Source organism: Streptomyces asoensis, from assembly GCF_013085465.1.
GTDB lineage: Bacteria > Actinomycetota > Actinomycetes > Streptomycetales > Streptomycetaceae > Streptomyces > Streptomyces cacaoi_A.
Genome location: NZ_CP049838.1, coordinates 10,007,896 through 10,033,849, shown reverse-complemented (window position 1 = coordinate 10,033,849; position 25,954 = coordinate 10,007,896). Strand labels below are relative to the sequence as shown.

Here is a 25,954-nt window from a genome sequence, read left to right as displayed (position 1 = left end):
CGCTCGTTGTGACTGAGCACTTGAGCCGAAGCACGATAGTTGTCACCAAGGCAGGCGTGCTGTCACCAGGGCCACCGGGCGGCGAGTGTCGAGCGGAGTTCTGGACCGCGGTGCAGTCTCAGCTGTCCACCCCGGCTTCCCACTTGCGCCGGCGCAGCACGTGGTCGCTGAAGAGGTGTCGGCTGCGGTCGAGCAGTTCACCCACCTCCGGATCCCCGCGCCGCCCGTCCGGTGACGGATGCCAGCGCTGCACTGATTGCGCGGCCCAGGTGCGCAGCTTCATATCCGGATCCTCGAACAGACCGACTGCCGCCCGGAGCGCCACGATGCCGCCACGCTCGTCGAGCAGCCGGAACGCGCCGACGCGGACGTGCCGCGGTCGCTCGTAGTTGGTGCGCTCCAACAGCCAGTCAGCGGGCAGCTCCTTGGCCGAGGGCAGCAAGGCGGCGGCGGTCTCGCGGACAACCCCGGCGGCAGGGTCGTCGAGGAGCGGCCGTAACTGCTTCGCATCCACACAGTCCAGCGCCCGCAACCCTGCCACCGCTCGCGCCCGCACCCCGGCCGCCGGGTGCACGAGCAGCGGCCGCAGCAGCACGGCGTCCGCGCGGTTCCCGCACTCGGCCAGCCCGAAGACCGCACCGGGCGGCAACTCGGGGTCGTCCGCTGCCGTGCACCGCTCCCGGTACCAGGCCGCCGGGTCACCACCCTGTTGTCGTACGACATACCGGGCACAAGCACGCACGAGCACGGAACGGTCGCTGAGAAACGACTCCGCCTGCTTCGACCGCCCTGCCCGTCTCAGCGCGGTGACGCCGGCCGAACGGACACGTGGGTTGCGGGCGCACAGCAGTGGAGGCAGCACACCCTCGTAGGCCTCCTCATCCCCCAGAGCCGTGAGCGCCGCTGTGGCACACAGGTCCTGGACCACGGTGTCCTGGTCCCGGGCGGCCGCGCGGGCCAGCTCGGCGGGACGGAGCAGTCGGCCTTCGACGGCCAGCCGGTAGGCGAACCGCCGGACGATGCGGTCGGGGTCAGCGAAGAGTACAGCGAGCTGCCCGTGGGCTGCCTGACGCAGGATGTGGCCGAGCGCCTCGACGCCGAAGGCACCTCTGTCGCGGCGGCCGACGCGGAGGATGAGCGGCGCGAGGTCGAGGGCAGAGTCCACATTCAGGGCTTCGCGCAGCAGCCGCCGGGCGTGCTCGCGCACCGGCTCGACCCAGTCGGTGCAGCGGATCACGACCAACGGCAGCAGGCCGGGGTACCGGACCGACTGGCGCAGAGCCTCCTGACGGATCCGCCCGTCGCGGTGGCAGAGGGCGAGTGCGAGCCGGGACTCGCCGAGCTGAGTGAGGTCGACGGGCAGTGGGGCGGAGTGCTCCCACCCCGGACGGAACTGCGGGCGGTACCAGGCCGCCTCGCGTACTGCTGCGTCCAGCGTGAGCCAGTCAGCGGGGTCGGCGACATCGAGCGTGCTGTGCAGCGGCGCACCTCCCGCGAGCCGCGTCGCTGCCGCTGTCCTGTCCCCGATGTCCTCGAGCATTTCCGCCCCTCCAGCAGTCGTACCAGGCGATCGTAGGAGGCGGGGTTCGCGCAGGGCGCGCGAAATATGGCCCGTGATCGCCGAGGGCCGCCGCCCGGCACCAACCACAAAACCAAGTCGGTGACAACCACCACGCTTTGTCCTACTTGAAGCCGCAGGACAGCGGATGCCGATGGTGACAACTATCGTGCTTCGGCACATGTGACTCAGCGGCAGACGAGGGCGGCAAGTTGGGAGGTGACCTCTAGCCTTGTGCAGTCGGCTCTCGGAACCCGGCCAGCCCGCCGGACGCGAGCCACCCAGTGGCCGAGTACGAGATGGACGTCATCATCCAGATGGGGTTCCCGGGAAGAGCTGTTCGCGTCGGTCGACGCTCTGTTGAACGAGCCAGAGGCCCGTCGGCCCCAGCACGGGTGAGGGCGTCGGTCAGTAGCCGGTCACCGGCAAGGGCTTTGGCCGTAGCCAGGGCCTGAGCGTCGAACGTCTCGGGGACGCTCAGGGTGCGGCCGGACAGGAGTTCCCGGGTCCGGCTGTGCGGGTCTTGCCCCTCTGATGACGGCAAGGCGGTGTACCGGGTGTCGTACTCGGTCCAGAGGGTGCCCAGTACAAGTACGGGGCCACGTTCTGGAGTGGTGAGCAAAGTCTGGAGTGCGGCGGCAATCCGTTCGCCGGCTTCCCGATAACCGAGGTAGTGCTGGGCTTCGTTCAGCCACACCACGGTGCGCGGCTGGACACGGTGGAGGTCTTCCAGGGCTGCGCCGGCAGGGGTCGGGTCGAAGGATGCCATAGCCGCCACCTCTTTTCTGCGAGCGGCTGCACGGCCTCCCAACAGGCTCGGGTCTTCCCGGTCGACGAGGTACCCACCAGGATGACGATCCGACTGCGGCCGGCCGCCACATCCTTGACAGCCTCGTCCAGCACGCGGTCATGGTCACGCCGCACGTACCCGGGCAGCGGCCGGGTACCGGGCACGTCGGAGCCGTCAACCGCCTTGCTGTGCCCAGCCGGATGGATCTCTAGATCGTACGGTTCCCAGTCCGCGATCAACCTTCCGGGCCCCGGCCGTTCGTCAACGCCACCCCGGGCCGCCTCCCGCCGCAGCACCAGTAACTCCTCGACGGGCAGCTTCAAGGCTTGGGCCAGCGCGGCCACGGTCCGTGCCGAGGGGACCGGCCCGTCGGCCTGGAATGCCTGCGACACGATCGTGCGCCCCAGCCCCGCCCGTCCGGCCAGAGCCGTCTTGTCCAGCCGCATGCGGGCCAGACCGCTTCAGCCTCCTGCGCAGTTCGGTGAGTGCCGGATTGTGGCCGTTCTGCTCGTCGTGCACGTGCTCGCCCCCGGGCCGTGATGTGTTCGCTGGTGTTCATCTTCGTCCCGGCGAACCCCGGCGAACACCACTTCCACGACCTTCGTCCACGTCAACACACCTTCGTGTACTGGGAGTCTGCCGTGACCGTCGCCGTCGTCCTCCTCGCCACCGCCCTCGTGATCGTCGTCGCGCTGCTGACCGCCGCTGGCGCCGGCAAACTCGCCCACATGGACGGCGCGACCTACCCCACCGCACTCACCCGCGCCGCCGTCGCCTTCGCTGCAGTCATCACCCTCGCCACCACCGCGGCCAGCGTCTTCGCCACCCTCCTGACCTGACCACCATGGACCTGGGACAAGCCCGCGTGACAGACATCCTGACTGCGGTCTATGCGACTGTCCCGCCGACCACTGCCGGGGATCCGTGGCACCGCAGCGCGCAGTCACGAGTTTCTGCGGGACGCGGTCGCCACGCGGCAAGGATCGGCCGACCGGACACCTGGTCCACCCCCGCAACTCGGTGGCAGCGCGGCAGCCAGCACACCGAAATCCGATCCGTCGCCGAGCATTTCGACGGCCCCGAGGGCGCCGACCACGCGATCGCCCGCCAGGCCTTCATCGAGCTGTGGAAGGCGCTGCACGAGCGCTGATCTGCGCGAAACGGCGCCCTCAGGAAGAGTCAGACCGTACGCGACCTCGCCAACCTCGGGCTGTCCTCTGCAACAGCAGCCCCAGCACCGCCAAGCAGCAGAGGGAAATCCCACGACGGTCACTACATTCCGAAACGATCACTGAACGCGCACTTCAGAGCCTCTGGGGCTTCCGGAACTCAAGGGAAACCCCAGCTCAATTCCGCACGACACGAGGTCAAGCAATCCTGAAACGATCACTAGACCAACAGGTCGACGCATCGTTCATCTAGTGATCTTTGGCAGATTTGTCAGATGACCGGCCAGCGCGCCCGGCGGCTGGAGCAGCTCGGCATGGTCTGGGACGCCGCTGATGCGGCTTTCGAGGAGAACCTTGCTGCCTGCCGTGCCTACTTCGAGCAGCACTTCACTCTCTGTGCGCCGCGTACAGCCGTCGCTCTCGGCAAGCCCGTCGGACAGTTTGTATCCAATCTGCGCAGGCCAGGTGTGTTGGACAGGCATCCTGAACGCGCCGCGGCGCTGGCCGCGATCGATTGCGACTGGAACCCGGCCTGGCCTGTCACCTGGCAGCGCCACTACGCGGCCGTCCGCGAACTCCTGCGCGACGAGGGCGGCCAGACCGAGGTGCAGCCCGGCGTGACCGTCAGCGGGTTGGACGTCGGGGCATGGCTCGCCAGGCAGCGTCAGCCGGCCGTCTGGCAGGCCTTGGCAGACGGGCAGCGGGAGCGTTTGGAGCAGCTCGGCATCGCGCCCCTGTCCGCGGCCCGGGAGGCACCTGCCAAGCCGCTCAAGGGTGGCGCTGGGGCGTTCGAGCGGGGTGCGGGGGCGTTGGTGCAGTACAAGGCGCGTACTGGGTCTGTGGCCGTTCCACGGGCCCACAGAGAGCGGCTGGAGGACGGTACCGAGGTGCGTCTGGGGGTGTGGCGCAGCAATATGCGCAGTCGGCGGGCATCGTTGTCGGATGCGCAGCGCCAGCAGTTGGCGGATCTCGGCCTGTTCGACTGAGGGCTGGTTGGGCCGGGCGGGGTCGGCTGATTTTCTGTTGGACTCATTACCCGATGGCCGGTGAGCCGTTCGTGTCGGTGTGCAGGGGGCAGAAGCGGGGCGGGGCGGGGCGGGGTGACGTTGGTCGATGTGCGGTCTGTCGACGTGGTGTTCGGTGAGGTGGGGCGGGAGTCGAGCTGTCTGCGCTGGTCGGAGGCTGCCGTTGGAGTAGTCGGTATCTCCCGTTGCGGAGGCGACGGTCCGCAGGCACGGTCGGATCCTCCGGTCACTCCTCGACGTCGGGACGCGTTGCCGTTGACCATGTTCGGCTTCTCCCCCGCGCAGCGCGGAAGGAGCGCGCCATGTGAAGCCAACGAGATGCGGTGGAGATGCATCGGCGGGCACTTGTGCGGGCCGTCTGTGCGCACCGGACCATCGACGCGTTGAGGTGCCGGCGGCAGTACGTGTACGCCCTGCCTGCGGCGCGCGCCTCCGGCTCCCTGTGCCGGCACCGGTTGCCGACGCCTCACGTCCCGGCCGAGCCGGACAGTGCGCCCAGGCGTTCACGGAGGTGGTGCAGGATCGAGCGTGCGGTGTGCGGGCCGTGGTAGGCCCTCTCGTGGCGCAGTGCCCCGGACAGGCGGGCGTCCTGCGTCATGGTGAGACTGAGCGCGAGCGTGGCCGCCGCCGCGTCGGACGCCTGGCGGGTGGCGTAGGTCAAACGGGAAGAGTCCTGGCTTATGGGCATGACGTCGGTGCGCATCGCGTGCATCGGGGTGGCGTCGTCGCGCTGCCGGTCCAGGGCCCAGCCGGTCACCCCGTGCAGGCGCAGCGCGGCGTGCCCGAGGGCGTACCGAAAGAAGCCGGCGTCGCCGCTGCGGCCCAGCACGGTCTCGGCGAGCAGCCCGAACGGCAGGTCGACGGTGGCCGAGGCCTCGCGGACGGCCTCGTGCGTCTGCCGCAGCAGCCGGTGCCCGCCGTCCTGCGACACGTCCACCGGGATCTGCACCATGTTGGCGAAGTCACCGACGGCGGTGCGGTGTTCGGGCCGCAGCCGGCCGTGGGACGGCGTGGAGAGGATCATCCTTTCCCGGCCGAAGTGATGGCCGAGGGCGCTGGCGAACGCCGCGGTCAGCAGCGAGTACAGGGAGACCCTGGCGGCCCGGGCCGCGTGCAGAAGTTGCCGGGTCTGCTCGGTGGAGAAGTCGAGGGGTTCCTCGTCGTAGCGGTGGCGCAGCGCGGGGGGCCCGGCGGTACGGCCTGGCAGCAGGTCCCCGGCGCCGTACGTCTGTAACAGCGCGGCCCGGGCGGCCAGGCGGGCTGCGCGGTCGTCCAGGGCCTGGCGGGTGGACTCGGCGCGGATGAGGTCGAGGTAGGAGAAGGCGGGCCGCAGCGGTACCCCGGCGGCCACCCTCCGGTTGTATGCGTGGGCCAGGTCGCTGAGGAAGAGGCGGTGGCTGGCCGCGTCGAACACCAGGTGGTGGAAGCAGGTGAGCAGGACGTGGTGGTCGGGGGCCGCGCGCAGCAGGTAGGCGCGTCCCAGGGCTTCGGTGACGTCGAAGGGGCGGGTGCTGAGGTCCACCAGGAGCGGGTACGGCCGCGCGGGCAGCAGGGCCTCCTCCAGCGGCAGGGGCGTGGCGCGAAGCGTCTGGTGGGGCCGGACGACGTCGGCGGCCCGCTCCGGCGGCTCGTCCAGCCGCAGGCGCAGGGCGTCGTGGTGGAGTGTGACCTCGGCGAAGGCCTCCCGCAGCGCGCCGGCGTCCAGCGGCCCCAGGAGCCGCAGGGCGGTCGAGCAGTCGATCGAGACCACCGCAGGATAGGGCTTGCCGTGGCAGCGCTCCCACTCCCAGCACAATTCCTGGCGCGAGGAGAGCGGAAGTGCCGGGTGCCGGGGACCGGTGGTCGTTTTCATACCCTGCCTTGGGGTCGGGTACTGCGGGACAGAGTGGGGGCCGACGCCGGTTCTGTGAGGAAGGTGCCGTCGGCGGTCAGGTGGTGGAGCTGCCTCACCAGGACGTGCTCCTGCGGGCCGGGGCGGAGCAGGGCGGCAGCCGGCCGTCGACGTCGGCCAGGCGGTTGAGGTGGCGGGTGCGCTCGGCCAGGCCGGTGGCGGCGTCCGCGTCCGCTGCGGCGAGGTCGAGCACGGTGCGCGCCAGACGGACCCCGCCGTACGCGGCTGGGTCGTCGGTGTGCACCTGCTCCAGGTCGGCGTGGAAGATGGTGGGTCGGGCGGCTTCGGGGGTCAGCCGGCGGCTCGGCGGCAGGCAGGGGCCCGTCGGTGGCGTCGGTCGGTCCCTCGGTGTCGCAGGGCGTGTCCGGCGTCGGGAAGGCGTCCACCGCGGATATCAGGCCCTTGGCTGCGGGCTTCAGTCCCACCGTGACCGGGGCGCCCGGCGGGCCCAGAAGTGCGTCCGCCGTGGACCGTACACACGTCGCGGCGGCTTCTGCCGGCCGGATGAAGTCCGTCCCTGTCAGCACCCGGCGGGCGTCCTGCAGAAGCCCCAACGCCCGTATGCCCGCCTCGCCCTGAGCTGTCGGTGCGCCGGTGAGGACCTCGTCGGCCTCCGGCTCGCTCGCGCCGGCCGGCGCCTGTACCTCGTCGCTCACCGCAGCACCGTAGAGCGCCGGCCGCCGCTCCCGGGACGGATCTCGCGGATCCGCCATATCCGTCGTGTCTGACCGGCCGTTTCTTCTCCGGTATACGGGGCGTAGGGAGCGTCGATGTGGGAGCCGGGGTTCCGCTGCGGCCTTCCCTGCCGCCGGGCGCCGTGGTGTCGTCGGACGGTCAGCCGTCCGCTCTGCGGCTGCTGTTCCGGTAGCCGCAGCGGTGGTTCGTGAGGCTGCGTGTTCCGATCGGCAGCCGCGGCATCAGGGAGGGCGCTGCCGCTGGTCCGCCGGGGTTCAGAGCCGGAAGACGCGTTCGGCCTCTTCGCGGTGGGTGGTGTGCAGTTCCCAGTAGAGCGGTGAGATCTGCTCGGGCCGGGCCGTCGGCAGGCCGGGGATCACTGCGGTGCCGATCGACACGTCGATACCCACGTGTGCGGCCTGAACGCCGGTGCCGGCCAGCTCGTTGTGCAGGTTCTTCGCCCAGTTGCGCAGCGCTGCGGCGGCAGCGTTGACGTTGGCGACCCTGGGGTCGGGGACGATGGAGCCCGCACCGGTGGTGTAGAGCAGGGTGCCGGCGCCGGTGTCGCGCATCGCGGGCAGCACTGTCTTGGTGGCCGTGATCGCCCCGTAGAGCTGGAAGTTCATCTCGAATTCGACGTGGGACGGCTCCGTCGCGGTCGGAGCGGTCAGTGCGGTGGTGCTGAACGTGCCGACCGGGGAGTACTCCAGGACGTCGATGCCGCCGAAGTGCGCGGCTGCATCGTGCAGAGCGTTGGTGAGGGCGTCGTGGTCGAGTACGTCCGCAGGGAACGCGGCGGCGGGGATGCCGTCGGCGGCGAGTTTGCCGACGAGGGTGTCGAGCTTGTCGCGGTTGCGGGAGATCAGGGCGATGTCGAAGCCGCGGGAGCCGAAGGTGCGGGCGATGGCCAGTCCGAGCTGGGGGCCGGCTCCGACGATGGCGATGCTGGTCACAGAAGGTCCTTTCGCGAGGCCGTCTTCTCGGGGTCCGCGACCGGGTCGCGGTGTGTGGGAGCGTTGCCGGGAGTACAGCCCCAAATCGATATGGATAGGTCTTTCCGGTTTGGATTCGGAAAGGCCTATCTGGTTACGTCGGCCACGGTAGCACGCCAACCGGATAGGGCATTCCGGTTCGCTAGACTGACGCCATGAGCCCGGACGACACCACCACCCAGCCCCTGCGCAGCGACGCCGAACGCAACCGGGGACGGATCACCGCCGCCGCGCGCGCAGTGTTCGCCCGCGACGGCCTGAACGCCTCCATGGCTTCGGTGGCCCGCGAGACGGGAGTGGGAATCGCCACCTTGTTCCGGCACTTCCCCACGAAGGAGGACCTGGTCGCCGCGGTCTTCGCCGACCGCATGGACGCCTACGCCGACGCGGTCGCCACCGCCCTCGACGACCCCGACCCCTGGCACGGATTCACCGGCTACATCGAGGCCGCCTGCGCGATGCAGGCAGCCGACTACGGCTTCGCCGACGTCCTGACCACGACCTTCCCCACCGCAAAAGCCCTGGAGAAGCGGCGCAACGAGGCGTACGAGGCCATGCTCCGGCTCATCCACCGCGCCAAGGCCGCAGGCCGACTGCGCGACGACTTCGACCCCTCGGACCTGGTGCTGCTCCACATGGCCAACGCCGGCGTCGTCAACGCCACCGGCGACGCAGCCCCCGACGCCTGGCGGCGCGTCGTCGCTTTCTTCATCCAGTCCTTCGAGGCCCCGGCCCGCGGCCCCCTGCCCGAACCGCCCGAACACGAAGCCCTCTACCGGGCCATGCTCCGCGCCGGCCCGGCGGCCACCGATGCACCGGTGCCGGACAAGAGCAGCTGACCACCACCGGCTCGCCCACCGATCACGGCGCCGTCCGGTGATGCCAGACGCCGGCCGAGTGCGACCGTGCGTCAACGCCCACCCCACACGCGTCACCGAAAGCAATGGCCCATGGCGCGAGCGCGGTGCGGGCGCGGAGCTGATCCGCAGCCTGCCGCCGACAGACCCGGCCGCCCAGGTCGACCGCCTCATCAAAGAGACCCAGGCGCTGAACGCCGGGCGTCACACCGATGACCTAGCGGCACTCCGCCTCGACTGGGACAACCGGTGGGCGCAGAACCACCCCTTCGGCTTTCTGCGCCTTCATGGAACAAGACCCGCAGCCACCGCGGCGTCAGACCCCGCGCCGCTGGTTCACCTGCCCGGCAGCGAACGGCTGAGCACACCCGTCCCGACCGAGGTCGTCGGCGCGTGCCCTTGGCACCGGATCGGCCCGCTCCACCGGCCGGCGGCCATCCGCCTCCCCCGGGCGCCGTGGACCCTGCTGTCGGTCGCCTAGCTGCCGTTGGCGGCCGGGCCGTTCATGGCGGGGCCCAGGTCCACCGGGGTGGACGTGGCGTTCGCCGGCGGGGGCAGGACGACCAGCGGCTGGCCGGCGGGCGGGACCGGCGGGGTCATGTCCGACTTGGGCAGCTTCGGCGGGGTGGTCTGGGTGAACAGCGTGGTGTCGAAGTCGACCAGGCCGGTCTGCTCCATCACCGTGATGTGGTCCAGGACGGTGTCGTTGGCCTGGTCGGCCAGCGCGCGCACCAGCGTGTTCTTCGTCGTCGAGCGGATCTTCGCCACCGTGTTGAAGATCGAACCGTGCGTCATGCGCAGGATGTTGGCGAAGTCGACGTCGAACTGCTTGCCCTGGTCCGCCTTCAGGGTGTTGACGAACCCTTCCTGCTGCGGACTGGCTATGTTGGGCAGGGTCACGTTCAGCAGTGGCGCGATCTTGCGGCAGGTCTCGTCCAGCGCCGCGTGCCCGTCGACCAGGTGCTGGCTGGCGGTGAGGACCCCCTTGCTCTGCCCCTTCTGGAGCCCGATCAGCCCGACAGGATGCTCCCACAGACCGGCTGCGCGCACCGCCACGACGAAGGCGCGGTCGCCCTCGGTGAACGGACCCCACTGGGTGTTGGCGATGATCCGGTCGCCCGAAGCCGACACGGTGTCAAGTCCGAGCATCGACGGGTAGGCCAGCGCACCCAATGTCAGGGTCAGTGCGCCCCCTACGACGACAGTGCCCACCATGTTCCGCGAAAGCTGCACCAGTCCTCCTGCCCGTCAGGAAATCCGCTGACCTGCTCACCCGATGGGGAGCGGACGAAGAGAACTACGCGCGCGGCACCATTCCGGCTCAGCAGACCCAGCAATATCTTCATAGGCAGGACACAGGAAGAGCCTCTAGGCCCCCAAAGGGAACGAACTGAAGCCGGAGGCATCGAGCTCGACGAGGGTGCGGAGGTGAGGCCGCCCCCTGGGGCTGGTCGGGGTCCTCATCCACTTATGCGGATCCCCTGCGACCGCGGCCGGCTCACGCTGAGCAGCCACGGTTGGGGGATGTCAGGACGCGGTGGGCACCGCTGCGTCGAGGCCGCGGGATGCGACGAGCTGCGCACTGCCGTCAGCCAGGCGGTAGCACAGCCCCACCACGGCGGCTTGCCCGGCGGCGACTCTCTCGGCGAGCACCCGGGAGCGGTCCAGCAGCAGGTCGACGGTGTGCCTTATGTGCTCGGCGAGAATCTCCTCCGGCTCCACCCGACCGGCGGCCCGCGCCGCGAGCACGCTGGGGGTCACGCGCTCCACGACGTCTCGGACGTACCCGGCCGGCACCATGCCGTCCTCCAGCGCGGCGCACGCCGCGCCGACCGCGCCGCACGAATCGTGACCGAGCACCATCACCAGCGGGCAGCCCAGTACGTCCACCCCGTACTCGATGCTGCCCAGCACTTCCGCACCGATGACGTGGCCCGCGGTGCGCACGACGAACAGGTCACCCAAGCCGCGGTCGAAGATGATCTCAGCGGCCAGCCGGGAGTCGGAACATCCGAACAGGACGGCGAAGGGCTGCTGGGCCGGTGCGATCTCGGCGCGGCGGGTGGCGTCCTGGTTGGGGTGCTCAGGGGCGCCGGCGACGAAGCGCTGGTTTCCGGCCAGCAAGAGCGCGAAAGCCTCGCGGGGCGTCGGGGCCTCGATTCCGGTCATGACCGCAGCCTAGGAGCCGGCACCATCCATGGCATCGCCTGGCCCTGCCTCAGCTCGTCGGAGAGGTCCACGCCGAAGGGCTGGGGCATTACCCCCAGGCGCCAGGCGAGAGCGGTCTCGAGGTGGGACCTCAGCGCGCGGCACTGCGACCCCGCCCCGGGTGGCCACTGGTCCACAACCCCCTGCGTGTCGTTCATACCCGCACAACGAGCGAGGCGCTGCCCGCGCTGTCGGCCGAACGAGGGCGGGGCAGCCCTGGACCACCGAGGACGACGGTGGCGTACTGCTCTCGGGCGCCGGGGACGAGGGGATCGGTGACGGTGGTGGGTCCGTCGTAGGTGATGTGGATGCGGGCCGCGGGCCCTTCGTACAAAACGGCCTCGAGGCGGCGATGGCCGGGGAGCGCCTCGGGTCGGGTCCGGCTCTGGTGCGGGCAGCACGGCCGGCGCCAGGTCGGCGGCGCATGCCAGGGCGCGGTCGGCGTCGCCGAGCTCCCGAGGTGCCTCGACCCCTCGATGCCCGGAGTGTGTCTCTTTTCAGCCATGCCCCTATGACGTCCCTGCACGGAAAGGTACTTCCGCACAGGAGCATGCACCTGACATCTTGCATCCACCATTCGTTTCGTACGGCCCCGCCGGTGCCCTCAGCGCGGCCGGGCCGTCTTCGGAGGACGCATTGATACCCCCCATATCCGGCCGACCCAGACGCACGCTGGTGCTGGCGGCCACGCTCGGCGCCGTCCTCGCGTTCGGCGCCCCGGGCGCCCTCGCGGGCACGCTCCCCGTCGCCCCCTCCACCGCGTCGGCCTCCAAGGCCCACGCTCCGGCCGCCGTGCCGGCTTCCCGGAGTGCGACCTGGGTGGCCGGCACGCGTGCCTACCTCGTGATCACCGCCCCCGGTGACAGCTCTGCGGTCCGTTCCGCGATCGCGGCCAACGGCGGCACCGTCTTCTCGGACTTCGACGCCATCGGCGTGATCGTCGCCCACTCGGCGTCCAGCGGGTTCGCCGCCGCCATGCGCGGCGTCGCCGGCGTGCAGCAGGTCGGCGCCACGCGCACCTCGGACGTCCCGGCCGACGCCTACGACCCGGCGCTCCCGGCCGATCCGGCCCAGGCCTCGACCCCGGCCGGAGAACCGGTCCGGGCCGACATGAGCCAGATCAAGGCCGACCAGGCCTGGGCCGTGAACCCGGGCTCCGCCTCGGTCAAGGTCGGCATCCTGGACACCGGTGTGGACGACCGGCACCAGGACCTGGCGCCCAACTTCGACGCGGCCGACTCGGTCTCCTGCGCCTACGGCAAGCCCGACACCCGGGCCGGCGCCTGGCGGGACGTCGACACGCACGGCACCCACGTGGCGGGCACCATCGCCGCGGCCAAGAACGGCAAGGGCGTCGTCGGCGTGGCCCCCGGGGTGAGGATCTCCGCGGTCCGGGTCGCCGAGCCGGGCAATGCCTTCTTCTTCGCCGAGAACACCGTCTGCGGCTTCGTCTGGGCGGGTGACCACGGCTTCAAGGTCACCAACAACAGCTACTACACGGACCCGTGGCAGTTCAACTGCCCGGACAACATCGACCAGGCCGCCATCATCGAGGGCGTCAAGCGCGCCCAGGAGTACGCCGAGGGCAAGGGCTCCCTCCAGATCGCCGCGGCGGGCAACGAGAACTACGACCTCGCCCACAAGACGACCGACTCCGCGAGCCCGAACGACTCGACGCCGGTCACCCGCACCATCACCAACGCCTGCCTCGACATCCCGACCGAGCTGCCGGGCGTGGTCACGGTCGCGGCCAACGGCACGGGCGTCACCAAGGCCTCGTTCTCCAACTACGGGCAGGGCGTCATCGACGTCGCGGCGCCGGGCAGCAACGTGTACTCCACCGTCCCCGGCGGCGGCTACGGCAGCAAGAGCGGCACCTCGATGGCCACCCCGCACGTGGTCGGCGTGGCGGCACTCATCGCCAGCGCCGACCCGGGCATCACCCCGGCGCAGATCCGCGCCAAACTGGCCGCCCAGGCCAACGACATCGCCTGCCCCTCGGACAGCCGCTGCACGGGCACGACGGCCAGCAACTCGTTCTTCGGCGAAGGACAGGCCGACGCCCTCAAGGCCGTCGGGACCACCCCGCCGCCCGGCAAGTACTTCGAGAACCTCGCGGACTTCGCCGTCAACGACAACGCGACCGTGGAGAGCCCGATCGCCGTGACCGGCGTGACCGGCAACGCCCCGGCCACCCTCAAGGTGGGTGTGGACATCAAGCACACCTACACCGGTGACCTGAAGGTCGACCTGGTGGCGCCGGACGGCACCGTCTACACGCTGCACAACCACGCCGGCGGCAGCGCCGACAACATCGCCCAGACCTACACCGTGAACGCCTCCTCGGAGGTCGCGAACGGCACCTGGAAACTGCGCGTCAACGACAACGCCGCCTCCGACACAGGCAAGATCGACGCCTGGAACCTGACCTTCTGACGCAGGGCCCGGCAACGCCCGCGTCGGCACGCTGTGCGCCGACGGCAGCTCCCTGTCCGCGGCCGCGGACGAGGCGGGCTGCGGCCGGCCAGGGCTGGAACCGCTGCGCGGCAGAGGGCACAGGGGCCTCGGCGGCGGTGAACGCCGCGGCCGGGGCCGCCATGCCGGAGGCGTCCGGGAAGGCCGCGAACGGCCTGGGGCCGGTGCCCGGCTCACCGTGCGCCTCCCTGAGGAGCTGCAGGGCCGTGTCCGCGCCGACCGTACGGTCGGCGCGGACACGGCCGCGCGCGCCGCGGCCCTGAGGGGCGTCCGGCGGATCGCTGCGGCGGTCCCCACGGGGCGCGGGGCCGTCTCCCCCAGCCCATCGCGGCTTGCAGTCGGGCGAAGGCCGGTCTCTGCTCCCGGCGGGCCTTGGCGCGCAGCCGTGACCCGACGGTCAGCACGACCTGCGCGGTCGCCGCCCCCGCGCAGGCGGCCGGCGAGTCCGCGGCCAGCCGGTCCAGGTGTGCGCAGCGGGCCGAGCAGCACGAACACCACCAGCGACCCGGCCAGGCCGGCCGCCGCACCGGCGGCCCAGTCGCGGTGCCGCTCCTACCACCGGCGGGCCGGCACCATCACCACCGGCGCCTGGAACGGGCCCGTGCCCTGGCCCAGCAGGGCCAGGGCCACGTAACGCCAGGCTGCACACGGCGGGCACAGCCTGGCGTCGTCCGGACCGCCTCCGGCCAGGTCACGGGTTTCAGGTGCGCACCACGAAGTAGAGCCAGCCGCCCCACGTGCTCACGTTGCCGAGGTCCTTCGTGGAGCGCTCGTACTTGGAGCGGACGCGGAACTTCTGGTTGAGCGCGTTGGTGAGGCTGAGCTGTGCCTTCGCGCTGCTCGTCGGCGACAGGGCGTAGCAGCCCGACGTGGTGAGCGTGTGCCAGGCGGCGCTGTAGTACCGCTGGACCTGGAAGCGCTCGCACTGGCCGGCTTTGTTGGGCATGACGGTCGCGGTCACCGTGGGCTTCACCGTCTTGTGGAAGACGCGGTAGGTGCTCCCGCTGTACGTGGTGCTCGTGTAGTAGCCGCCGAGGGCCGTCGCGATCTTCACGTAGCCGTTGACGGCGCGGGTGGCCGTCGCGGGGGCGTAGCGGTAGTCGCCCGCGAAGGACGCGGTGAAGGTGGTGTTGCGGGTGACCTTGTAGGTGGTCTTCAGGTTGCCGTAGGCGTCCACGGTGCCCGTCGTGACCAGGGTCTTCGCCCCGCCGTAGGGCGTGGCGTAGATCGACACCGTGCGGCCGTTGTATGTGGTGCCCAGGTGGGAGGTGACGGTGGCCGTCGCGCCGTACGCGTATGAGGGCGCGCTGCTGGTGACGGTCAGGGCGGTCGCCGCGCGGGACACCTGGACGGTGGCGACCGCGGTGGCCGCCTTGTGGGAGGCGTCACCCGGGTAGGTGACCGTGTAGGTGTTGGCGCCGCCGATGTCGGGGGTGTCCTTCACCGTGATGGTGCCGTCGGCGGCCACCGGCGTGCTCCAGGTCACCGGGGTGCTGTGGGCGGCGTCCTTGCGGGAGACGGTGACCGTCCGGCCGGCGGCGTACGGGCCGTCACCGAGCTTGCCGCCGAAGGACAGGGCCGCCCCTCGGACGGCGGCCGCCGGGGCGCTCAGCGTCAGCGCCGGGGCGTACGGGGCGACCACGAGGCTCATGCCGCTCTCGGACGGCTGGTGGGTGGCGTCCCCGGCGTACGTGAAGACGTACATGAACGAGCCGGCGCCGCCCGGGACATCGGTGGCGGTGAACCGGAGGGTGGTCGGGTCCACGGGTACGGATCCCAGCGGCACGCTCTGCTGGGTGCTCTCGTCGCGCCGGGCCACCTGGACGGTGGTGCCCTGCGGGAAGGTGCCCAGGCCCAGCTGGGCCATGAGGCGGCCGGTGAGGACGACCGAGCCGGGGGTCGCCGAGGTGATGTCGGTGCCCACGACATCGGTCGGCAGCTTCGCCACGTTCACGATCAGTGAGGCCGCCGCGGGGCGGTGGGTGGCGTCACCGGCGTACGCCACCTGGTAGGTGTGCGTGCCCTCGTCCTGCCGGAGGTCGGTGAACGTGAACGTGCCGTCCGCGCCGAGTGTGGTGTCGGGCAGGGCGGTGCCGTCGCGGGTGACCTTCAGCGCGGCGCCGGCCGGCAGGAGGCCGCGGGTGCTCAGCGAGCCACTGACCGTGTACCGCTCGGTCGGCACCGCGTACTGCGGGTGCCGCAGGACGAGTTCGCTGTCCGTCAGCTTCGGGGCGCCCAGCACGTTCAGGCTGTAGGCGCCCGAGGGGTCCTTGGTGACGGCGTAGAGGGTCGTGCCGTCGGCGCCCCACTCCAGGCCGTCCGGGGCGACCGTGCCGGACGGCAAGGTCAGGTGGTTCTCGGCGAGGGTGCTCGTGCCGGCGTAGAGGTAGACGCCGGAGGTGCCGGCGGCGGCGACCGTGCCGTCGGTGTCGACGACCACCGAGCCGGGCGCGGAACCGGAGCCGCCGGTGAAGTACGCGGCGGGGTCTGCGGCCGCGAGGTCCGTGCTGCGGTACGACCGCAGGGCGGGCTGCTGCGGGGCGGCCAGCAGCACCCGCGTGCCGTCGCCGGTGACGGCGAGCCCGGTTGCCGTGCCGCCGTGGACCAGGGTGTCCGCCTTGACCGACGCCGTGCCCGAAGCGACGCCGAAGGTCGCCACGTGGCTGAGGTTGCCCTGCGGTTCCTCGGCCGCGAGCACACCGCCGCCGGTGGCGAGCAGTGGTGCGGTCGTCCACTGCGACAGGGCAGGCTGCGGGATCGCTGCCGGCGCGGGCGCGGACGGGTCGACCGAGCCGATGCCGCCCTTGCCGTCGGCCGTGTAGCCGTACCAGACGCGGCCGCCCGCCACCGCGACGGAAACCGGGGAGCTGCCCGCGCCGGTGGACCAGCGGGCGGTCTCGGTGAGCGTCGCGGTGTCGATCGCGGCGATCGCGCCGCCGTCCGCCAGCGCCGCGTACAGCGTGCCGCCGCCGGGCGACAGCGCCAGACCCGTGGCGCCCTGCTCCCCCGCAACGGTGGTGACCGGGGTGCCGGACAGATCGGTCACCACGATGCCGGTCGAGCCGGCGCCCTGGCTGACGAAGACGTGCTGGTGGGCGGGGTCGACCACCAAGTGCGCGTAACCGGACAGCGGCAGCGCGGCCGTGTCGTCGGCGTACACCGCGGAGCCGGCCAGTCCGACGGTGGCGGTGGTCAGGCCGGCCACGAGCGAGAGGGTCGCGACCAGGGAGACCTGTCTGAGGCGCATGAGGCTCCTGTGAGAAAAAGGGAACAAGCAGCGGGACGATAGCCCGCCGACCCGACACGCCCGGAAGCAGGGGCCCACTACGGGCGGGCAGTCCGCGGTGGCTTCCGCCGGGGCGCCGGTGCCGCGGTGGCTTCCGCCGGGGCGCCGACCCGCCGGTGCCGCCCCCGGCCGGGCTCACGAACGGCCGTCGGGGCAGGCGCGACCACTTCGGCGACCGCGAGCCCACCTTCACCCCGACGCTGGTTCAAGCCGCTGTCTCATCGGCGGCTCCGGCACCGGCTGGACCAAGACGCCCCCCCGCTCTGCGGGCCATCGCCGACCGCTGGCCCAGACGCCTTCGCTCCTGAACACCCCGTGTCACCAGGGCCGGCGTTCTCGTACCTGCCAACACCGGCACTTTCGGGAAGTCCGCATGCCCCGCCGGACACCGGGCGAGATCAGGTCCCAGCTGCCGCTGCGGGACACCAGGCACTTCAGGCGGACCGTCATCAGAGGACTGTCCGCCTCCACGAACCGACAAATCGCCCAGTTCGGTTGCAACTTGCAGCCTCCGTCCCCGTGCTCGAAGGGAGTTGCAAAGGGAGTTGCAAGCTGCGTTGGCGCCGATCGACACACGCGTTCCAAAGCGCACTGTCAACGATCCATTCGCTCCACGACACCTGCCCTGGTGGCAACGGCGCATCGAGGTTTGACCCCCGACGCAACACCGGGGCGAGGCCAGAGATCACTCCTACAGCCACCCGCCATGCGGGCACGGACGATTCGACGTCATCACCTGTCCGGGGCGCCAGCACACCTGAGGTTGCCCGGCCTGACAACCAGGACCCACGGGCGTCTTCGGTGGACAGCCCCGTAGTCGGCGACAGGCACTGCACCGCGTCAGGAATTCTGGACGGCGCCTACGAACCGCTCGACCTCGCTTCGCAGGTCTGGCGAGAGGCCGGAGAGGCCGCCGACGATGAAGGTCAGTTGCCTTGCAGGATCCGGATAAGCGCTCCAGATCGCCGAGTTCCTGGTCAGGACTGCGCACAGCAGATCGCCCTCGCCCATGTGGCCTTCGGCCAGCGGATTGTCACGAAGCACCTCCACCGCGAGCGGAAGAAGCACCGCCAGCCCGATGTCCTGCCTGATCAGCAGGCGCAGGTCCTCGACGGTCAGAGTCCCGACCGGCCGGCTCCGCAGGGCATGAACCCTCGACATGAGACGGGTGGCGTCAGGTGGGGGCGCCTGCCAGCGATCACGTTCGAGCTCCTCGAGGGACCGACTACGGTCGATGGATACAGTCACCAGGCGATTCTCGCGCAACCGCGGTCTCAGGTCGTTCGAGACCGGACACCCTGTTCTCCTGCCGGCCAACACCGGACACACGGAGCAGCTCCGAAGCGCTCCTGGATGCTGTTGCTCGCGCCGAAACCGGTTCAGCACCTTCCCAGACACTGTGACGGGCCGATCTGGCTGCCCGGTCGGCAGGAGCCTGGCGGGATCAGGTCACAAACGCGGTCGAGGTCTGCCGCTGTCCGGCCGCGGGCCAGGACGGCCGCACCAGTGTCTTCACGCAGAAGGACGTCCTGGCCCAGGAACCACCAAAAGCCGTGCTCCTCGCCGGTGGGATACGCGGGGAACGGCAGCCGGACGGCGGTCTGCCATCTTCCAGCCCGCCCGCGCCCACCGCGGCCACGCCGCCGCCATGCTGCGCGCCCTGAACCTGCACCCGGGACAGGAACTGCTGCTGATGCAGCTCTTCGACCACGACGGCCGGACACAGGCAGAACTGCTGGAGCGTGTCGGCCTCGACCACTCCACCGTCTCCAAGTCACTGCGCCGCATGCCGAGGCCGGACTGCTCACCCGGGAGACCGCCCGCTCCCCACGACCGGCGGGTCATGGTGGTCAGCCTCACCGATGCAGACCTGCCTCAGGCCACCCGGATCCGGGTGTGGGGAACCTGCGTGGTCCGGGACAGCGGGCATCGCTCCGCCGGCGCCGGGTCCTGGGCCCGGTGTCGGCGGAGCGGCTTCGCCTCGTCTAGCGGGCGAGCGATCCGTTCTGAACGTCGGACGCGGACTGCCACGCCCGCATGCCCGCTCGGGACGCCTCCTTGGCCTGCTGCCACTTCGCGGCCGCCTGCTGGGTCGGGGGCACGTCCATGTCGCGGATCATGCGCCGACCTGCCGTGAACACGGCGAAGGCTCCGATGGCCATGCCGGCGCATGCCACTGCGGCACCGGCCGCGGTGAGCACGGCACCGGTCGTGACGAGCCGGGTGTCGATCTCGATCGTCCGATGGGACTGGTGATGCTGGTTCATGACTCCACCATCCAACGGGGGGAACGGCCCCGCATCCCAACCAGGACCCCTGTCGGCTGCCCCCACGTCGGTGCCACGTCGGTGCCTGGCTCGACCGGTGGGTGAACCGCGCATGGACGGGAGCCTCGAGGGGGCCGGTCAGCAGGCTTTGCGTGCGGAGCGGGGCCGGTCCGGGCCGGCCGGCTCGATGCAGCGGGGCTGGACGTGCTCGTAGACCATCGTCGTCTGCACGTCGACGACTTCACGGCGTTCGGTGAGGCGGTCGATGACGAAGGCGTACACGCCGTCCACATCGGGGACGGCTACGTGGATGAGGAAGTCGTGAGTGCCCGAGGTGACGAACAGGCCGATCACCTCGGGCAGCCGCGCCGCCCATTCCCGGAACCCCTCGATGACGGGGCGGGCTGGAGGCCGGATGCGCACGGAGATGAGCGCTTGGACGGGGCGGCCGGCCGTATCGAGGTCCAGGGCAGCGTGGTAGCCGGTGACCACACCGCGCTCGCGCAGCAGTCTCACCCGCTCCAGCGACGTGGAGGGCGAGACCCCGGCTTTGCCGGCGAGGTCTCGGTTGGTCTGCCGTGCATCGTTCTGCAGCTCTCGGAGCAGGACCCGATCCAGTGCATCAAGTTCCATGGAATCGACTCTATGCCGAATTAGATGTGGAGAGCGGGAAGTGTGGTCGCACTTCTTCCTGCTCTCGCCGGTCATGGACATACGAAAGAACAGTCCGGCGGCCGGCGCGATTCCGGTTCTGTCGGCGGCGGTGCTGTGGGGCACTGTCGGCCCTGCCCAGGTGCTGGCGGCCAGTCCCATGACGCCGGCGGCCCTGGGCGGGTGGCGGCTGCTCGCGGGCGGCCTGGTCCTCGGGGCGTTCACCATTCGTCCGGGGAAATTTCGGGCGCCGGCCGCGCGCAAGGCCATGGGTCCGCTGCTGATCTGCGCCTTCTCGACGGGCATCTACCAAGTGGCCTTTCTGTCCTCGGTGGCGCGGACCGGCGCGGCTCTGGCCACGGTGGTCGCCCTGGGCACCGCCCCCGCCGCGACCGGATGGTGCGCCCGGTGGGTGATCGGTGAACGGATGGGGACCGCCTGGATGGTGAGCACCGGCGCGGCCGTCGCCGGCTGCACGCTCCTGCTGGCGCCGGGAAGCACCCGCGTGGACCCGTTCGGTCTGCTCCTGGCCGTGGCCGCCGGCACCTGCTACGGCCTGTACACCGTCTTCGCCAAGAAGCTGGCCGCCGCCGCTCCCGCTGCCCACCTGCCCGCGTTCTCCGCGCTGTCGCTGCTGGTGGGCTCTCTCACTCTGCTGCCCTGGATGATCAAGGATGCCGCCCCGGTGAACAACACCACCACCCTGGCCTTGATCGGCTGGCTGGGCATAGGTGCCACCGCCGCCGCGTACTGGCTGTTCACCATGGGCCTCAGCCGGGTGCGGGCCACCACGGCCGGGACGCTCAGCCTCGCCGAGCCCGTGGCCGCGGCCCTGATCGGCGTGCTCCTCCTCCATGAGCGCCTCTCGCCCTCGGCGTGGGCCGGCTGCGCGCTGATCCTCACCGGAATGATCACCCTGTGCCTGGCACCGATGCCCCGCAGCCGTACTTCCGTACGGGCGGCGGCGGATCCACGCGCTTGCCGTAGCACGTTCGCTGACGGTTCCGGGCTCTCCGGCAGGCGCAATGCGGGAAAGCCGCTCGAGTTCCTCGGACAGGACCAGGGGCCGTGCGAAGGCAGCAGGGCCACCAGGTGGCGGACAGGTCCGGTCGGGTCGGGTCGGAGCCCGGAACACCGTCCGAACCAGTCCCTCAACGGGCCGGCGCTGCACGGCGGGTTCGCGGCCGGCCGGCCGAACGGCCTCCGTACGAGGAGTTCGCCTGCCGGCCGGCCGGCCCGGCAGGTACGGTCGCGGATCAGGGCTGCGCAGCCGGCCGTAGTCCGTGTGCCGGTCACGCCAGACGGAGCGCGGGTGCGGTGCGGTGGTGGAGTACGGCTCGTCCATGCGCAGTTCGATCCGGACCGCGTCGCCTGTCGCCGTCAGCCGGGGAGAACCGGTGCAGGCGGCCATCGTCTCGTCGAGTTCCGCCCCGTAGCGGGCGAGGACGCCGGCGGCGCTCGCATCGTCGACGCCTGTGCAACTTCGCACAGCCGCGGCGGCCAAGGTGTTCGACACCTTGGCCGCCGGCGCGGACGCCGGCAGGCAGCCGGACGAGTGCCGAGGCCGTCCCGCCCCGGTCTGCTCCGCCTGGCTCAGGAAACCGGCTCGGGAACTTCGCCGGGTCTGACCGGCACGATCTCGACACGGGTGCAGCCCACGGCTTTCAGTTCGGTGCGGCGGTGCTTTGCGGACCGCTTGTCGTACCTGCCGGCGGACGCCTGCGGGGTACCGTCCGGGTCGGTCCAGAGGAGACCGTAGTTCTGCATCGCGCTCGTCATGGAGATCATCACTTCCCCGGGCCCGGTAGCCGTAAGCACGCGGCGAGTCGCCCGTGGATGATCACGCGGCCGCCGATTCCTCGGCAGGGGCATCGGGGGCTGCCGCTGCTCGAGCTGCGGCCGCGAAGAGTCCCGGCCTCACGAACGACTCTCCTGTACACCGTCGGCTTCCCAAACGGGGTGGCGGCACTTTGGCAGGCAGGCGGGCAGGCCGTGTTCTGCCCGGCTGGGCCGGCTCGGGTGCTGCGGACCGGCCGCGCGGCAGCGGCGGGGATACGGGTGCGGCTCCGGGCCGGCGAGGACGCCGGCCCGGAGCCGTAGGCGAAGGAGCGTGGTCGTGAAGGGGCGGTCGCCTGCGCGGCGAAAGGCTCTGCGGGGCTTCAGCCGGACGATCGTCCCCGCAGGCAATAGGTGAGGCCCGGGGACACTGTCCCCCTCACGACCACGTCCTGCACAACACCCGCCACCACAGCGGCATTCCCGCCCGCCCCCGCCCGGCCGTCCGCCGGCCGGGCGGGCGGGGGCGGGCGGGCCCCCGTCCCGGCTCGGCTCGGGGACGCGCGGGACGCAACTCCCGGGCTCGGTCGGCCCGGCTGCGCCCGGGAGTGCGGCCCGGCCGGCCGGCTGGACGGACGGGCGGACGGGCGGGCGGGCGGGCGGCCGGCTGGACGGGCGGGCGGGCGGGCGCTGTCAGCCCTGGCGGGCCTTGAGGCGGGGGTTCTTCTTGTTGACGACGAAGACCACGCCCCGGCGGCGGACCACCTGGGCCCCCGGTCGGGACTTCAGCGAACGCAGGGACTTACGTACCTTCATGGTCTGCTTCCTCCTGTTGGGACGACGGCCCGCGGTCAGGGCCGGGCCGGGGCCGCGCGGCCGTAGCGACGCTCGAACCGCTCGACCCGCCCAGCGGTGTCCACGACCCTCGAGGTGCCGGTGCAGAACGGGTGACTCGCCGATGAGATGTCGACATCGATCAGCGGGTAGGTGTTGCCGTCCTCCCACTCGACCGTCTGGGCCGAGGCCGCTGTGGAGCGGGTGAGGAAGAGGGCGTTCGCGGCGCGGTCACGGAAGGCGACCTGCCGGGATTCGGGATGGATGCGGGGCCTCATGGGGTTTCCTTACCTGTGGCTGTCTGCCCGGGGCGGGGGCGTGGTTCAGCGTTCCTCGCGGAAGGCGACGTGCTTCTCGGCGAGCGGGTCGTACTTGCGCAGGACGAGCCGGTCGGGGTCGTTGCTGCGGTTCTTGCGCGTCACGTAGGTGACGCCGGTCCCGGCCGTCGACTTCAGCGTGACGACAGGACGCATGCTGTTGCGTGCCATGAGGTCCTCCTTTCACCCGCACCCCCCGGATTGACCGGAGCATGTCAGGTTCATGCTGTGCAACAACCTCTCCGGCCGCCTCATTCCCGGCCGGCGCGAAGCTCCGGTGCCGCAGGCACTTCGGCACAGCTGTCTGCCGGCTTCCGTCGGGCCGCCCGTGAGCTGTACCGCGACGGCTTCCGGAGCCTCTCGAGCACCACCCTTTAGGGGAATGTGCTTGCTGTTCCTCGTTCTGGAGGTGCCCCCGGCCACCGGCTCGGCCCGGTGGGAAGCAACCGGGGCCGGGCCTCTTGCCTCACGGCCCCGTGGGCCGGGACTCGTTGCGGCCTCGTGGCCCGGTACCGCGCCACCGGGCACACGCTGTCAGGCCGTCGGGATCTGCCGGGCCTCGGTCGGGGTCTGCGCTGCCGATGACGTGATCAGTTCGGAGGACCCGGTCCCGCGGTCGGTGAGGCCGGCGAGGAGGGCGAGGGCCAGGCCGGCGGCGGCGAGGGTCGCGCCGACCAGGGCGGGCGAGGCCCAGCCCCAGCCGGCCGAGATGGCCAGGCCGCCGAGCCAGGCGCCGCCGGCGTTGGCCAGGTTGAAGGCGGAGTGGTTGGAGGCCGCCGCCATCGTCGGGGCGTTCTTCGCCTTGGCCATGAGCAGCATCTGCACGGGGGTGGTGACCAGCGCGCCCATCGCGCCCATGAAGGCGAGTGTCACCAGGGCGGGAACGGGGCTGTGGACCGTGAAGTAGAACGTCACGAGCGACGCGCCGAGCAGGGCGAGCCCTCCGTACAGCGTCGGGCGCAGGGCGCGGTCGGTCAGCGGGCCCGCGATGAGCGTGCCCAGCGTCATTCCGGCGCCGTAGAGCGCGAGGACCCAGGTGGTCGAGGAGTCGGAGAAGCCCGTCAGGTGGGTCAGGATCGGCACCAGGTAGCTGTAGACGGCGAAGAAGCCGCCGAATCCCACGACGGCGGTGGCCAGGCCGAGGGCGACCTGCCGGTTGCCCATGGCGCGCAGTTCGTGCCGGATGCCGGCCTGGGTGCTGCGGGGCTGGTGGGGGACGAAGGCGGCCAGCGCGGCCAGCGCGACGAGGCCGATCACGGCGACGGCGCAGTAGGCGTAGCGCCAGCCCAGTTGCTGTCCGAGAGCCGTGCCGGCCGGGACACCGATGATGTTGGCGATGGTGAGTCCGAGGAACATCCTCGACACGGCCCGCCCGGCTCGTTCGGGGGCGACCAGCCGGGAGGCCACGACAGCGCCCACGCCGAACAGCGCTCCGTGGGGCAGGCCCGCCAGGAAACGCGCGGCGAACAGCAGGCCGAAGCCGGGAGCGAGGGCGGACGCGACGTTGCCGATCACGAACAGAGCGGACAGCAGGAGCAGAAGCCGTTTGTGGGCGATGCGCGCGCCGATGCCCGTCAGGAGCGGGGCGCCGACGACGACGCCGAGCGCGTAGGCGGAGACGATGTTGCCGGCGTGCGGCACGGACACGCCGACCCCGTCGGCGATCTGGGGCAGCAGCCCCATCGTGGCGAACTCGGTCGTACCGATACCGAACGCGACGAGGGCAAGGGCCAGCAGGGCCAGTGGCATGGAGCGGAAGTACCTTTCGCGGGCGGCGGTCCGGATCGTGGCGGAGCAGGCGGGACCACGAGGTGTCCTGCTCCTGTGGCCATTCGCGCCGGCCACCGTTGCCCGGTGCGCCCCCCAGGGCAGGGAAGGCCCACAAGCAGTGCAGCGGTGGCGCATGCCCACGCATTCCAAGATCGGCCGACAGCAATTATGGCCTGCATCACACCGGCTCCGGGGCCGGCCATACCCCGGGCGCGCGCAGGGACAGTCTGCGGGCGGCGGCGTCTGCGGTGCAGGGCGGCCGGGCGACCTCGCGGCTGCGGAGGGCGGCAGGGGGCCGGTCTTCGGCCGGTTGCCGGCGCTGAGCACGCAGGTGCTTGAGAAAGGGAAATGGTCAGGCGGCCGCGGTCGTCATGGACGGGGCGCGGGCGGCCGGCCCGTGCCCCGCCGGCCGCCGGCTCCCGGCTTCGCGGTCGTCGGCGTCTCGTTCGGCTGCTGCGGCCGCCGGTTAGGGATCCGGCGGCTTTGGCCGATGACGGGAGAGCGGGTGAGAGCGCGTGCCCGAGGAAAGGGTCAGTGGTGCTCGATGCCGAGTTGGTCCGCGGCAGCGTCGACGGTCTGGGCGAGCAGGACGGCGATGGTCATCGGGCCGACGCCGCCGGGCACCGGGGTGATCAGGCGGGCTCGGGTCAGGGCGGCGTCGAAGTCCACGTCGCCCACGTTGCCCCGGTTGTAGCCGGCGTCGATCACCACCGCGCCGGGCTTGATGTCCTCACCCCGGATCAGCCGGGGCCGTCCCACGGCCGCCACCACGACATCCGCTTCCCGGATGATGTCCGGCAGGTCCGCCGTGCGGGAGTGGCAGTAGGTCACCGTTGCGTCCCGGGCGAGCAGGAGCATCCCCACCGGTTTGCCGAGGATCGCGCTGCGGCCCACCACGGCGGCACGCCGGCCGGTGAGGTCGACGTCGTAGGCCTCCAGCAGTCGCATGATGCCGCCCGGGGTGCAGGACACGAAGCCCGGCAGCCCGAAGCTCATGGCGGCGAAGGAATGTGCCGTGACCCCGTCGACGTCCTTGTGCGGAGCGATGGCCTCGAACGCCGCTCGCTCGTCGATGTGCGGGCCGCAGGGATGCTGGAGCAGGATGCCGTGCACGTCCGGATCGTCGGACAGGCCGGCGAGGGTGTCGATCAGCTCGGCGGTCGTGGTGGCGGCGGGCAGAGCGATGTGCCGGGACCGGATACCCGCCTTCGCGCACCGCGCCCGTTTCATCCGGACGTAGGTGACCGACGCGGGGTCCTCCCCCACCAGCACCGTCGCCAGGCAGGGGCTGGTCCCCGTGTGCTGTGAGATCTGTGCCGCCCTGGCGGCAGCCTCTTCGACGATGCGTCCGGCAAGACCGGTGCCGTCCATGAGCTGGGCCGTCTGAGTCGCGGACATCGTTGCCTCCGGGTG

The 25,954-nt window shown here is 71.2% G+C and carries 23 protein-coding genes and 2 pseudogenes; 8 read left to right on the top strand and 17 right to left on the bottom strand.

From position 1 onward, the window contains the following. Positions 1-118: 118 nt before the first annotated feature. Both G9272_RS44585 and G9272_RS45840 read right to left on the bottom strand, forming a co-directional pair. Positions 119-1,540 (bottom strand): hypothetical protein, encoded by a 1,422-nt coding sequence (locus tag G9272_RS44585; protein WP_171394587.1) that lies wholly within the window; start codon positions 1,538-1,540, stop codon positions 119-121. A gap of 705 nt (positions 1,541-2,245) precedes the next feature. Continuing rightward, a complete protein-coding gene (locus tag G9272_RS45840; RefSeq protein WP_253267621.1) occupies positions 2,246-2,794 on the bottom strand; it encodes a helix-turn-helix domain-containing protein in 549 nt (182 codons plus the stop codon). A 105-nt stretch (positions 2,795-2,899) separates the two neighbouring features. Between G9272_RS45840 and G9272_RS44575 the strand changes: the two genes are divergently transcribed. From G9272_RS44575 to G9272_RS44565, 3 genes are all read left to right on the top strand, one after another. Next, positions 2,900-3,187, top strand: a complete 288-nt coding sequence (locus G9272_RS44575) for a hypothetical protein (RefSeq protein WP_253267622.1) — start codon at positions 2,900-2,902, stop codon at positions 3,185-3,187. A gap of 26 nt (positions 3,188-3,213) precedes the next feature. Continuing rightward, positions 3,214-3,498, top strand: a complete 285-nt coding sequence (locus G9272_RS44570; protein WP_253267623.1) for a hypothetical protein — start codon at positions 3,214-3,216, stop codon at positions 3,496-3,498. Between the two features lie 294 nt (positions 3,499-3,792). After that, complete coding sequence (locus G9272_RS44565; protein WP_171394589.1) at positions 3,793-4,503, top strand: helicase associated domain-containing protein; 711 nt, start codon at positions 3,793-3,795, stop codon at positions 4,501-4,503. A 505-nt stretch (positions 4,504-5,008) separates the two neighbouring features. Here the strand turns inward: G9272_RS44565 and G9272_RS44560 are convergent. The 3 genes from G9272_RS44560 to G9272_RS44550 form a co-directional block, all read right to left on the bottom strand. Beyond that, entirely contained in the window at positions 5,009-6,394 is a 1,386-nt protein-coding gene (locus tag G9272_RS44560) for a condensation domain-containing protein (RefSeq protein WP_253267624.1), read from the bottom strand. Between the two features lie 94 nt (positions 6,395-6,488). Further along, positions 6,489-6,677, bottom strand: coding sequence for a hypothetical protein (locus G9272_RS44555; RefSeq protein ID WP_171394590.1), 189 nt, complete (start codon positions 6,675-6,677; stop codon positions 6,489-6,491). A gap of 706 nt (positions 6,678-7,383) precedes the next feature. Next, positions 7,384-8,061 (bottom strand): SDR family NAD(P)-dependent oxidoreductase, encoded by a 678-nt coding sequence (locus tag G9272_RS44550; protein ID WP_171394591.1) that lies wholly within the window; start codon positions 8,059-8,061, stop codon positions 7,384-7,386. Positions 8,062-8,255: 194 nt separating this feature from the next. Here G9272_RS44550 and G9272_RS44545 point away from each other — a divergent pair, with 194 nt between their 5' ends. Both G9272_RS44545 and G9272_RS44540 read left to right on the top strand, forming a co-directional pair. Continuing rightward, the gene (locus G9272_RS44545; RefSeq protein ID WP_171394592.1) at positions 8,256-8,939 is read left to right on the top strand and encodes a TetR/AcrR family transcriptional regulator; all 684 of its coding nucleotides are present in this window, start codon (positions 8,256-8,258) and stop codon (positions 8,937-8,939) included. Positions 8,940-9,078: 139 nt separating this feature from the next. Next, a pseudogene (locus G9272_RS44540) lies at positions 9,079-9,198 on the top strand (fused response regulator/phosphatase); the annotation flags it as partial. 236 nt (positions 9,199-9,434) lie between these two features. Here the strand turns inward: G9272_RS44540 and G9272_RS44535 are convergent. From G9272_RS44535 to G9272_RS44525, 3 genes are all read right to left on the bottom strand, one after another. After that, positions 9,435-10,172, bottom strand: a complete 738-nt coding sequence (locus tag G9272_RS44535) for a DUF4142 domain-containing protein (protein WP_171401753.1) — start codon at positions 10,170-10,172, stop codon at positions 9,435-9,437. 312 nt (positions 10,173-10,484) lie between these two features. Next, entirely contained in the window at positions 10,485-11,126 is a 642-nt protein-coding gene (locus tag G9272_RS44530) for a carbonic anhydrase (RefSeq protein ID WP_171394593.1), read from the bottom strand. Between the two features lie 193 nt (positions 11,127-11,319). Continuing rightward, the gene (locus G9272_RS44525) at positions 11,320-11,670 is read right to left on the bottom strand and encodes a hypothetical protein (protein WP_171394594.1); all 351 of its coding nucleotides are present in this window, start codon (positions 11,668-11,670) and stop codon (positions 11,320-11,322) included. Positions 11,671-11,840: 170 nt separating this feature from the next. Here G9272_RS44525 and G9272_RS44520 point away from each other — a divergent pair, with 170 nt between their 5' ends. After that, positions 11,841-13,601: a S8 family peptidase gene (locus G9272_RS44520; protein WP_171394595.1), complete on the top strand. Its 1,761-nt coding sequence runs from the start codon at positions 11,841-11,843 to the stop codon at positions 13,599-13,601. A 739-nt stretch (positions 13,602-14,340) separates the two neighbouring features. On the opposite strand, the gene G9272_RS44515 is transcribed toward G9272_RS44520, so the two are convergent. Beyond that, a complete protein-coding gene (locus tag G9272_RS44515; RefSeq protein WP_171394596.1) occupies positions 14,341-16,887 on the bottom strand; it encodes a hypothetical protein in 2,547 nt (848 codons plus the stop codon). Between the two features lie 879 nt (positions 16,888-17,766). Beyond that, the gene (locus tag G9272_RS44510) at positions 17,767-18,174 is read right to left on the bottom strand and encodes a contact-dependent growth inhibition system immunity protein (RefSeq protein WP_253267626.1); all 408 of its coding nucleotides are present in this window, start codon (positions 18,172-18,174) and stop codon (positions 17,767-17,769) included. Positions 18,175-18,532: 358 nt separating this feature from the next. On the opposite strand from G9272_RS44510, the pseudogene G9272_RS45835 reads away from it, so the two are divergent. After that, a pseudogene (locus G9272_RS45835) lies at positions 18,533-18,793 on the top strand (MarR family winged helix-turn-helix transcriptional regulator); the annotation flags it as partial. A gap of 118 nt (positions 18,794-18,911) precedes the next feature. Here the strand turns inward: G9272_RS45835 and G9272_RS44500 are convergent. Then, positions 18,912-19,193, bottom strand: a complete 282-nt coding sequence (locus G9272_RS44500; RefSeq protein ID WP_171394598.1) for a hypothetical protein — start codon at positions 19,191-19,193, stop codon at positions 18,912-18,914. Between the two features lie 138 nt (positions 19,194-19,331). Continuing rightward, on the bottom strand, positions 19,332-19,826 hold the full coding sequence (locus tag G9272_RS44495) for an Lrp/AsnC family transcriptional regulator (RefSeq protein ID WP_171394599.1): 495 nt from the start codon (positions 19,824-19,826) through the stop codon (positions 19,332-19,334). Here G9272_RS44495 and G9272_RS44490 point away from each other — a divergent pair. Next, positions 19,825-21,603 carry a DMT family transporter gene (locus tag G9272_RS44490; protein ID WP_171394600.1) on the top strand — a complete coding sequence of 593 codons (1,779 nt, stop codon included), beginning with the start codon at positions 19,825-19,827 and terminating at the stop codon, positions 21,601-21,603. The genes G9272_RS44495 and G9272_RS44490 overlap by 2 nt on opposite strands. A 710-nt stretch (positions 21,604-22,313) precedes the next feature. Here the strand turns inward: G9272_RS44490 and ykgO are convergent. From ykgO to G9272_RS44465, 5 genes are all read right to left on the bottom strand, one after another. Continuing rightward, positions 22,314-22,436, bottom strand: coding sequence for a type B 50S ribosomal protein L36 (gene ykgO, locus G9272_RS44485; RefSeq protein ID WP_103547485.1), 123 nt, complete (start codon positions 22,434-22,436; stop codon positions 22,314-22,316). Positions 22,437-22,471: 35 nt separating this feature from the next. Further along, entirely contained in the window at positions 22,472-22,732 is a 261-nt protein-coding gene (locus G9272_RS44480) for a type B 50S ribosomal protein L31 (RefSeq protein ID WP_171394601.1), read from the bottom strand. A 45-nt stretch (positions 22,733-22,777) separates the two neighbouring features. Beyond that, a complete protein-coding gene (gene rpmG, locus G9272_RS44475; protein ID WP_171394602.1) occupies positions 22,778-22,942 on the bottom strand; it encodes a 50S ribosomal protein L33 in 165 nt (54 codons plus the stop codon). Positions 22,943-23,305: 363 nt separating this feature from the next. Further along, on the bottom strand, positions 23,306-24,520 hold the full coding sequence (locus G9272_RS44470) for an MFS transporter (protein ID WP_171394603.1): 1,215 nt from the start codon (positions 24,518-24,520) through the stop codon (positions 23,306-23,308). A 552-nt stretch (positions 24,521-25,072) separates the two neighbouring features. Further along, a complete protein-coding gene (locus G9272_RS44465; RefSeq protein WP_171394604.1) occupies positions 25,073-25,939 on the bottom strand; it encodes a bifunctional 5,10-methylenetetrahydrofolate dehydrogenase/5,10-methenyltetrahydrofolate cyclohydrolase in 867 nt (288 codons plus the stop codon). Positions 25,940-25,954: the final 15 nt, after the last annotated feature.

What these genes read in the sequence shown, in the direction of transcription:
- G9272_RS44585 (WP_171394587.1), bottom strand. Translation starts at nt 1,540, where the DNA reads ATGCTCGAGGACATCGGGGACAGGACAGCGGCAGCGACGCGGCTCGCG.
- G9272_RS45840 (WP_253267621.1), bottom strand. Translation starts at nt 2,794, where the DNA reads ATGCGGCTGGACAAGACGGCTCTGGCCGGACGGGCGGGGCTGGGGCGC.
- G9272_RS44565 (WP_171394589.1), top strand. Translation starts at nt 3,793, where the DNA reads ATGACCGGCCAGCGCGCCCGGCGGCTGGAGCAGCTCGGCATGGTCTGG.
- G9272_RS44560 (WP_253267624.1), bottom strand. Translation starts at nt 6,394, where the DNA reads ATGAAAACGACCACCGGTCCCCGGCACCCGGCACTTCCGCTCTCCTCG.
- G9272_RS44545 (WP_171394592.1), top strand. Translation starts at nt 8,256, where the DNA reads ATGAGCCCGGACGACACCACCACCCAGCCCCTGCGCAGCGACGCCGAA.
- G9272_RS44535 (WP_171401753.1), bottom strand. Translation starts at nt 10,172, where the DNA reads ATGGTGGGCACTGTCGTCGTAGGGGGCGCACTGACCCTGACATTGGGT.
- G9272_RS44530 (WP_171394593.1), bottom strand. Translation starts at nt 11,126, where the DNA reads ATGACCGGAATCGAGGCCCCGACGCCCCGCGAGGCTTTCGCGCTCTTG.
- G9272_RS44525 (WP_171394594.1), bottom strand. Translation starts at nt 11,670, where the DNA reads ATGGCTGAAAAGAGACACACTCCGGGCATCGAGGGGTCGAGGCACCTC.
- G9272_RS44515 (WP_171394596.1), bottom strand. Translation starts at nt 16,887, where the DNA reads ATGCGCCTCAGACAGGTCTCCCTGGTCGCGACCCTCTCGCTCGTGGCC.
- G9272_RS44500 (WP_171394598.1), bottom strand. Translation starts at nt 19,193, where the DNA reads ATGAACCAGCATCACCAGTCCCATCGGACGATCGAGATCGACACCCGG.
- G9272_RS44490 (WP_171394600.1), top strand. Translation starts at nt 19,825, where the DNA reads ATGGAATCGACTCTATGCCGAATTAGATGTGGAGAGCGGGAAGTGTGG.
- G9272_RS44495 (WP_171394599.1), bottom strand. Translation starts at nt 19,826, where the DNA reads ATGGAACTTGATGCACTGGATCGGGTCCTGCTCCGAGAGCTGCAGAAC.
- ykgO (WP_103547485.1), bottom strand. Translation starts at nt 22,436, where the DNA reads ATGAAGGTACGTAAGTCCCTGCGTTCGCTGAAGTCCCGACCGGGGGCC.
- G9272_RS44480 (WP_171394601.1), bottom strand. Translation starts at nt 22,732, where the DNA reads ATGAGGCCCCGCATCCATCCCGAATCCCGGCAGGTCGCCTTCCGTGAC.
- rpmG (WP_171394602.1), bottom strand. Translation starts at nt 22,942, where the DNA reads ATGGCACGCAACAGCATGCGTCCTGTCGTCACGCTGAAGTCGACGGCC.
- G9272_RS44470 (WP_171394603.1), bottom strand. Translation starts at nt 24,520, where the DNA reads ATGCCACTGGCCCTGCTGGCCCTTGCCCTCGTCGCGTTCGGTATCGGT.
- G9272_RS44465 (WP_171394604.1), bottom strand. Translation starts at nt 25,939, where the DNA reads ATGTCCGCGACTCAGACGGCCCAGCTCATGGACGGCACCGGTCTTGCC.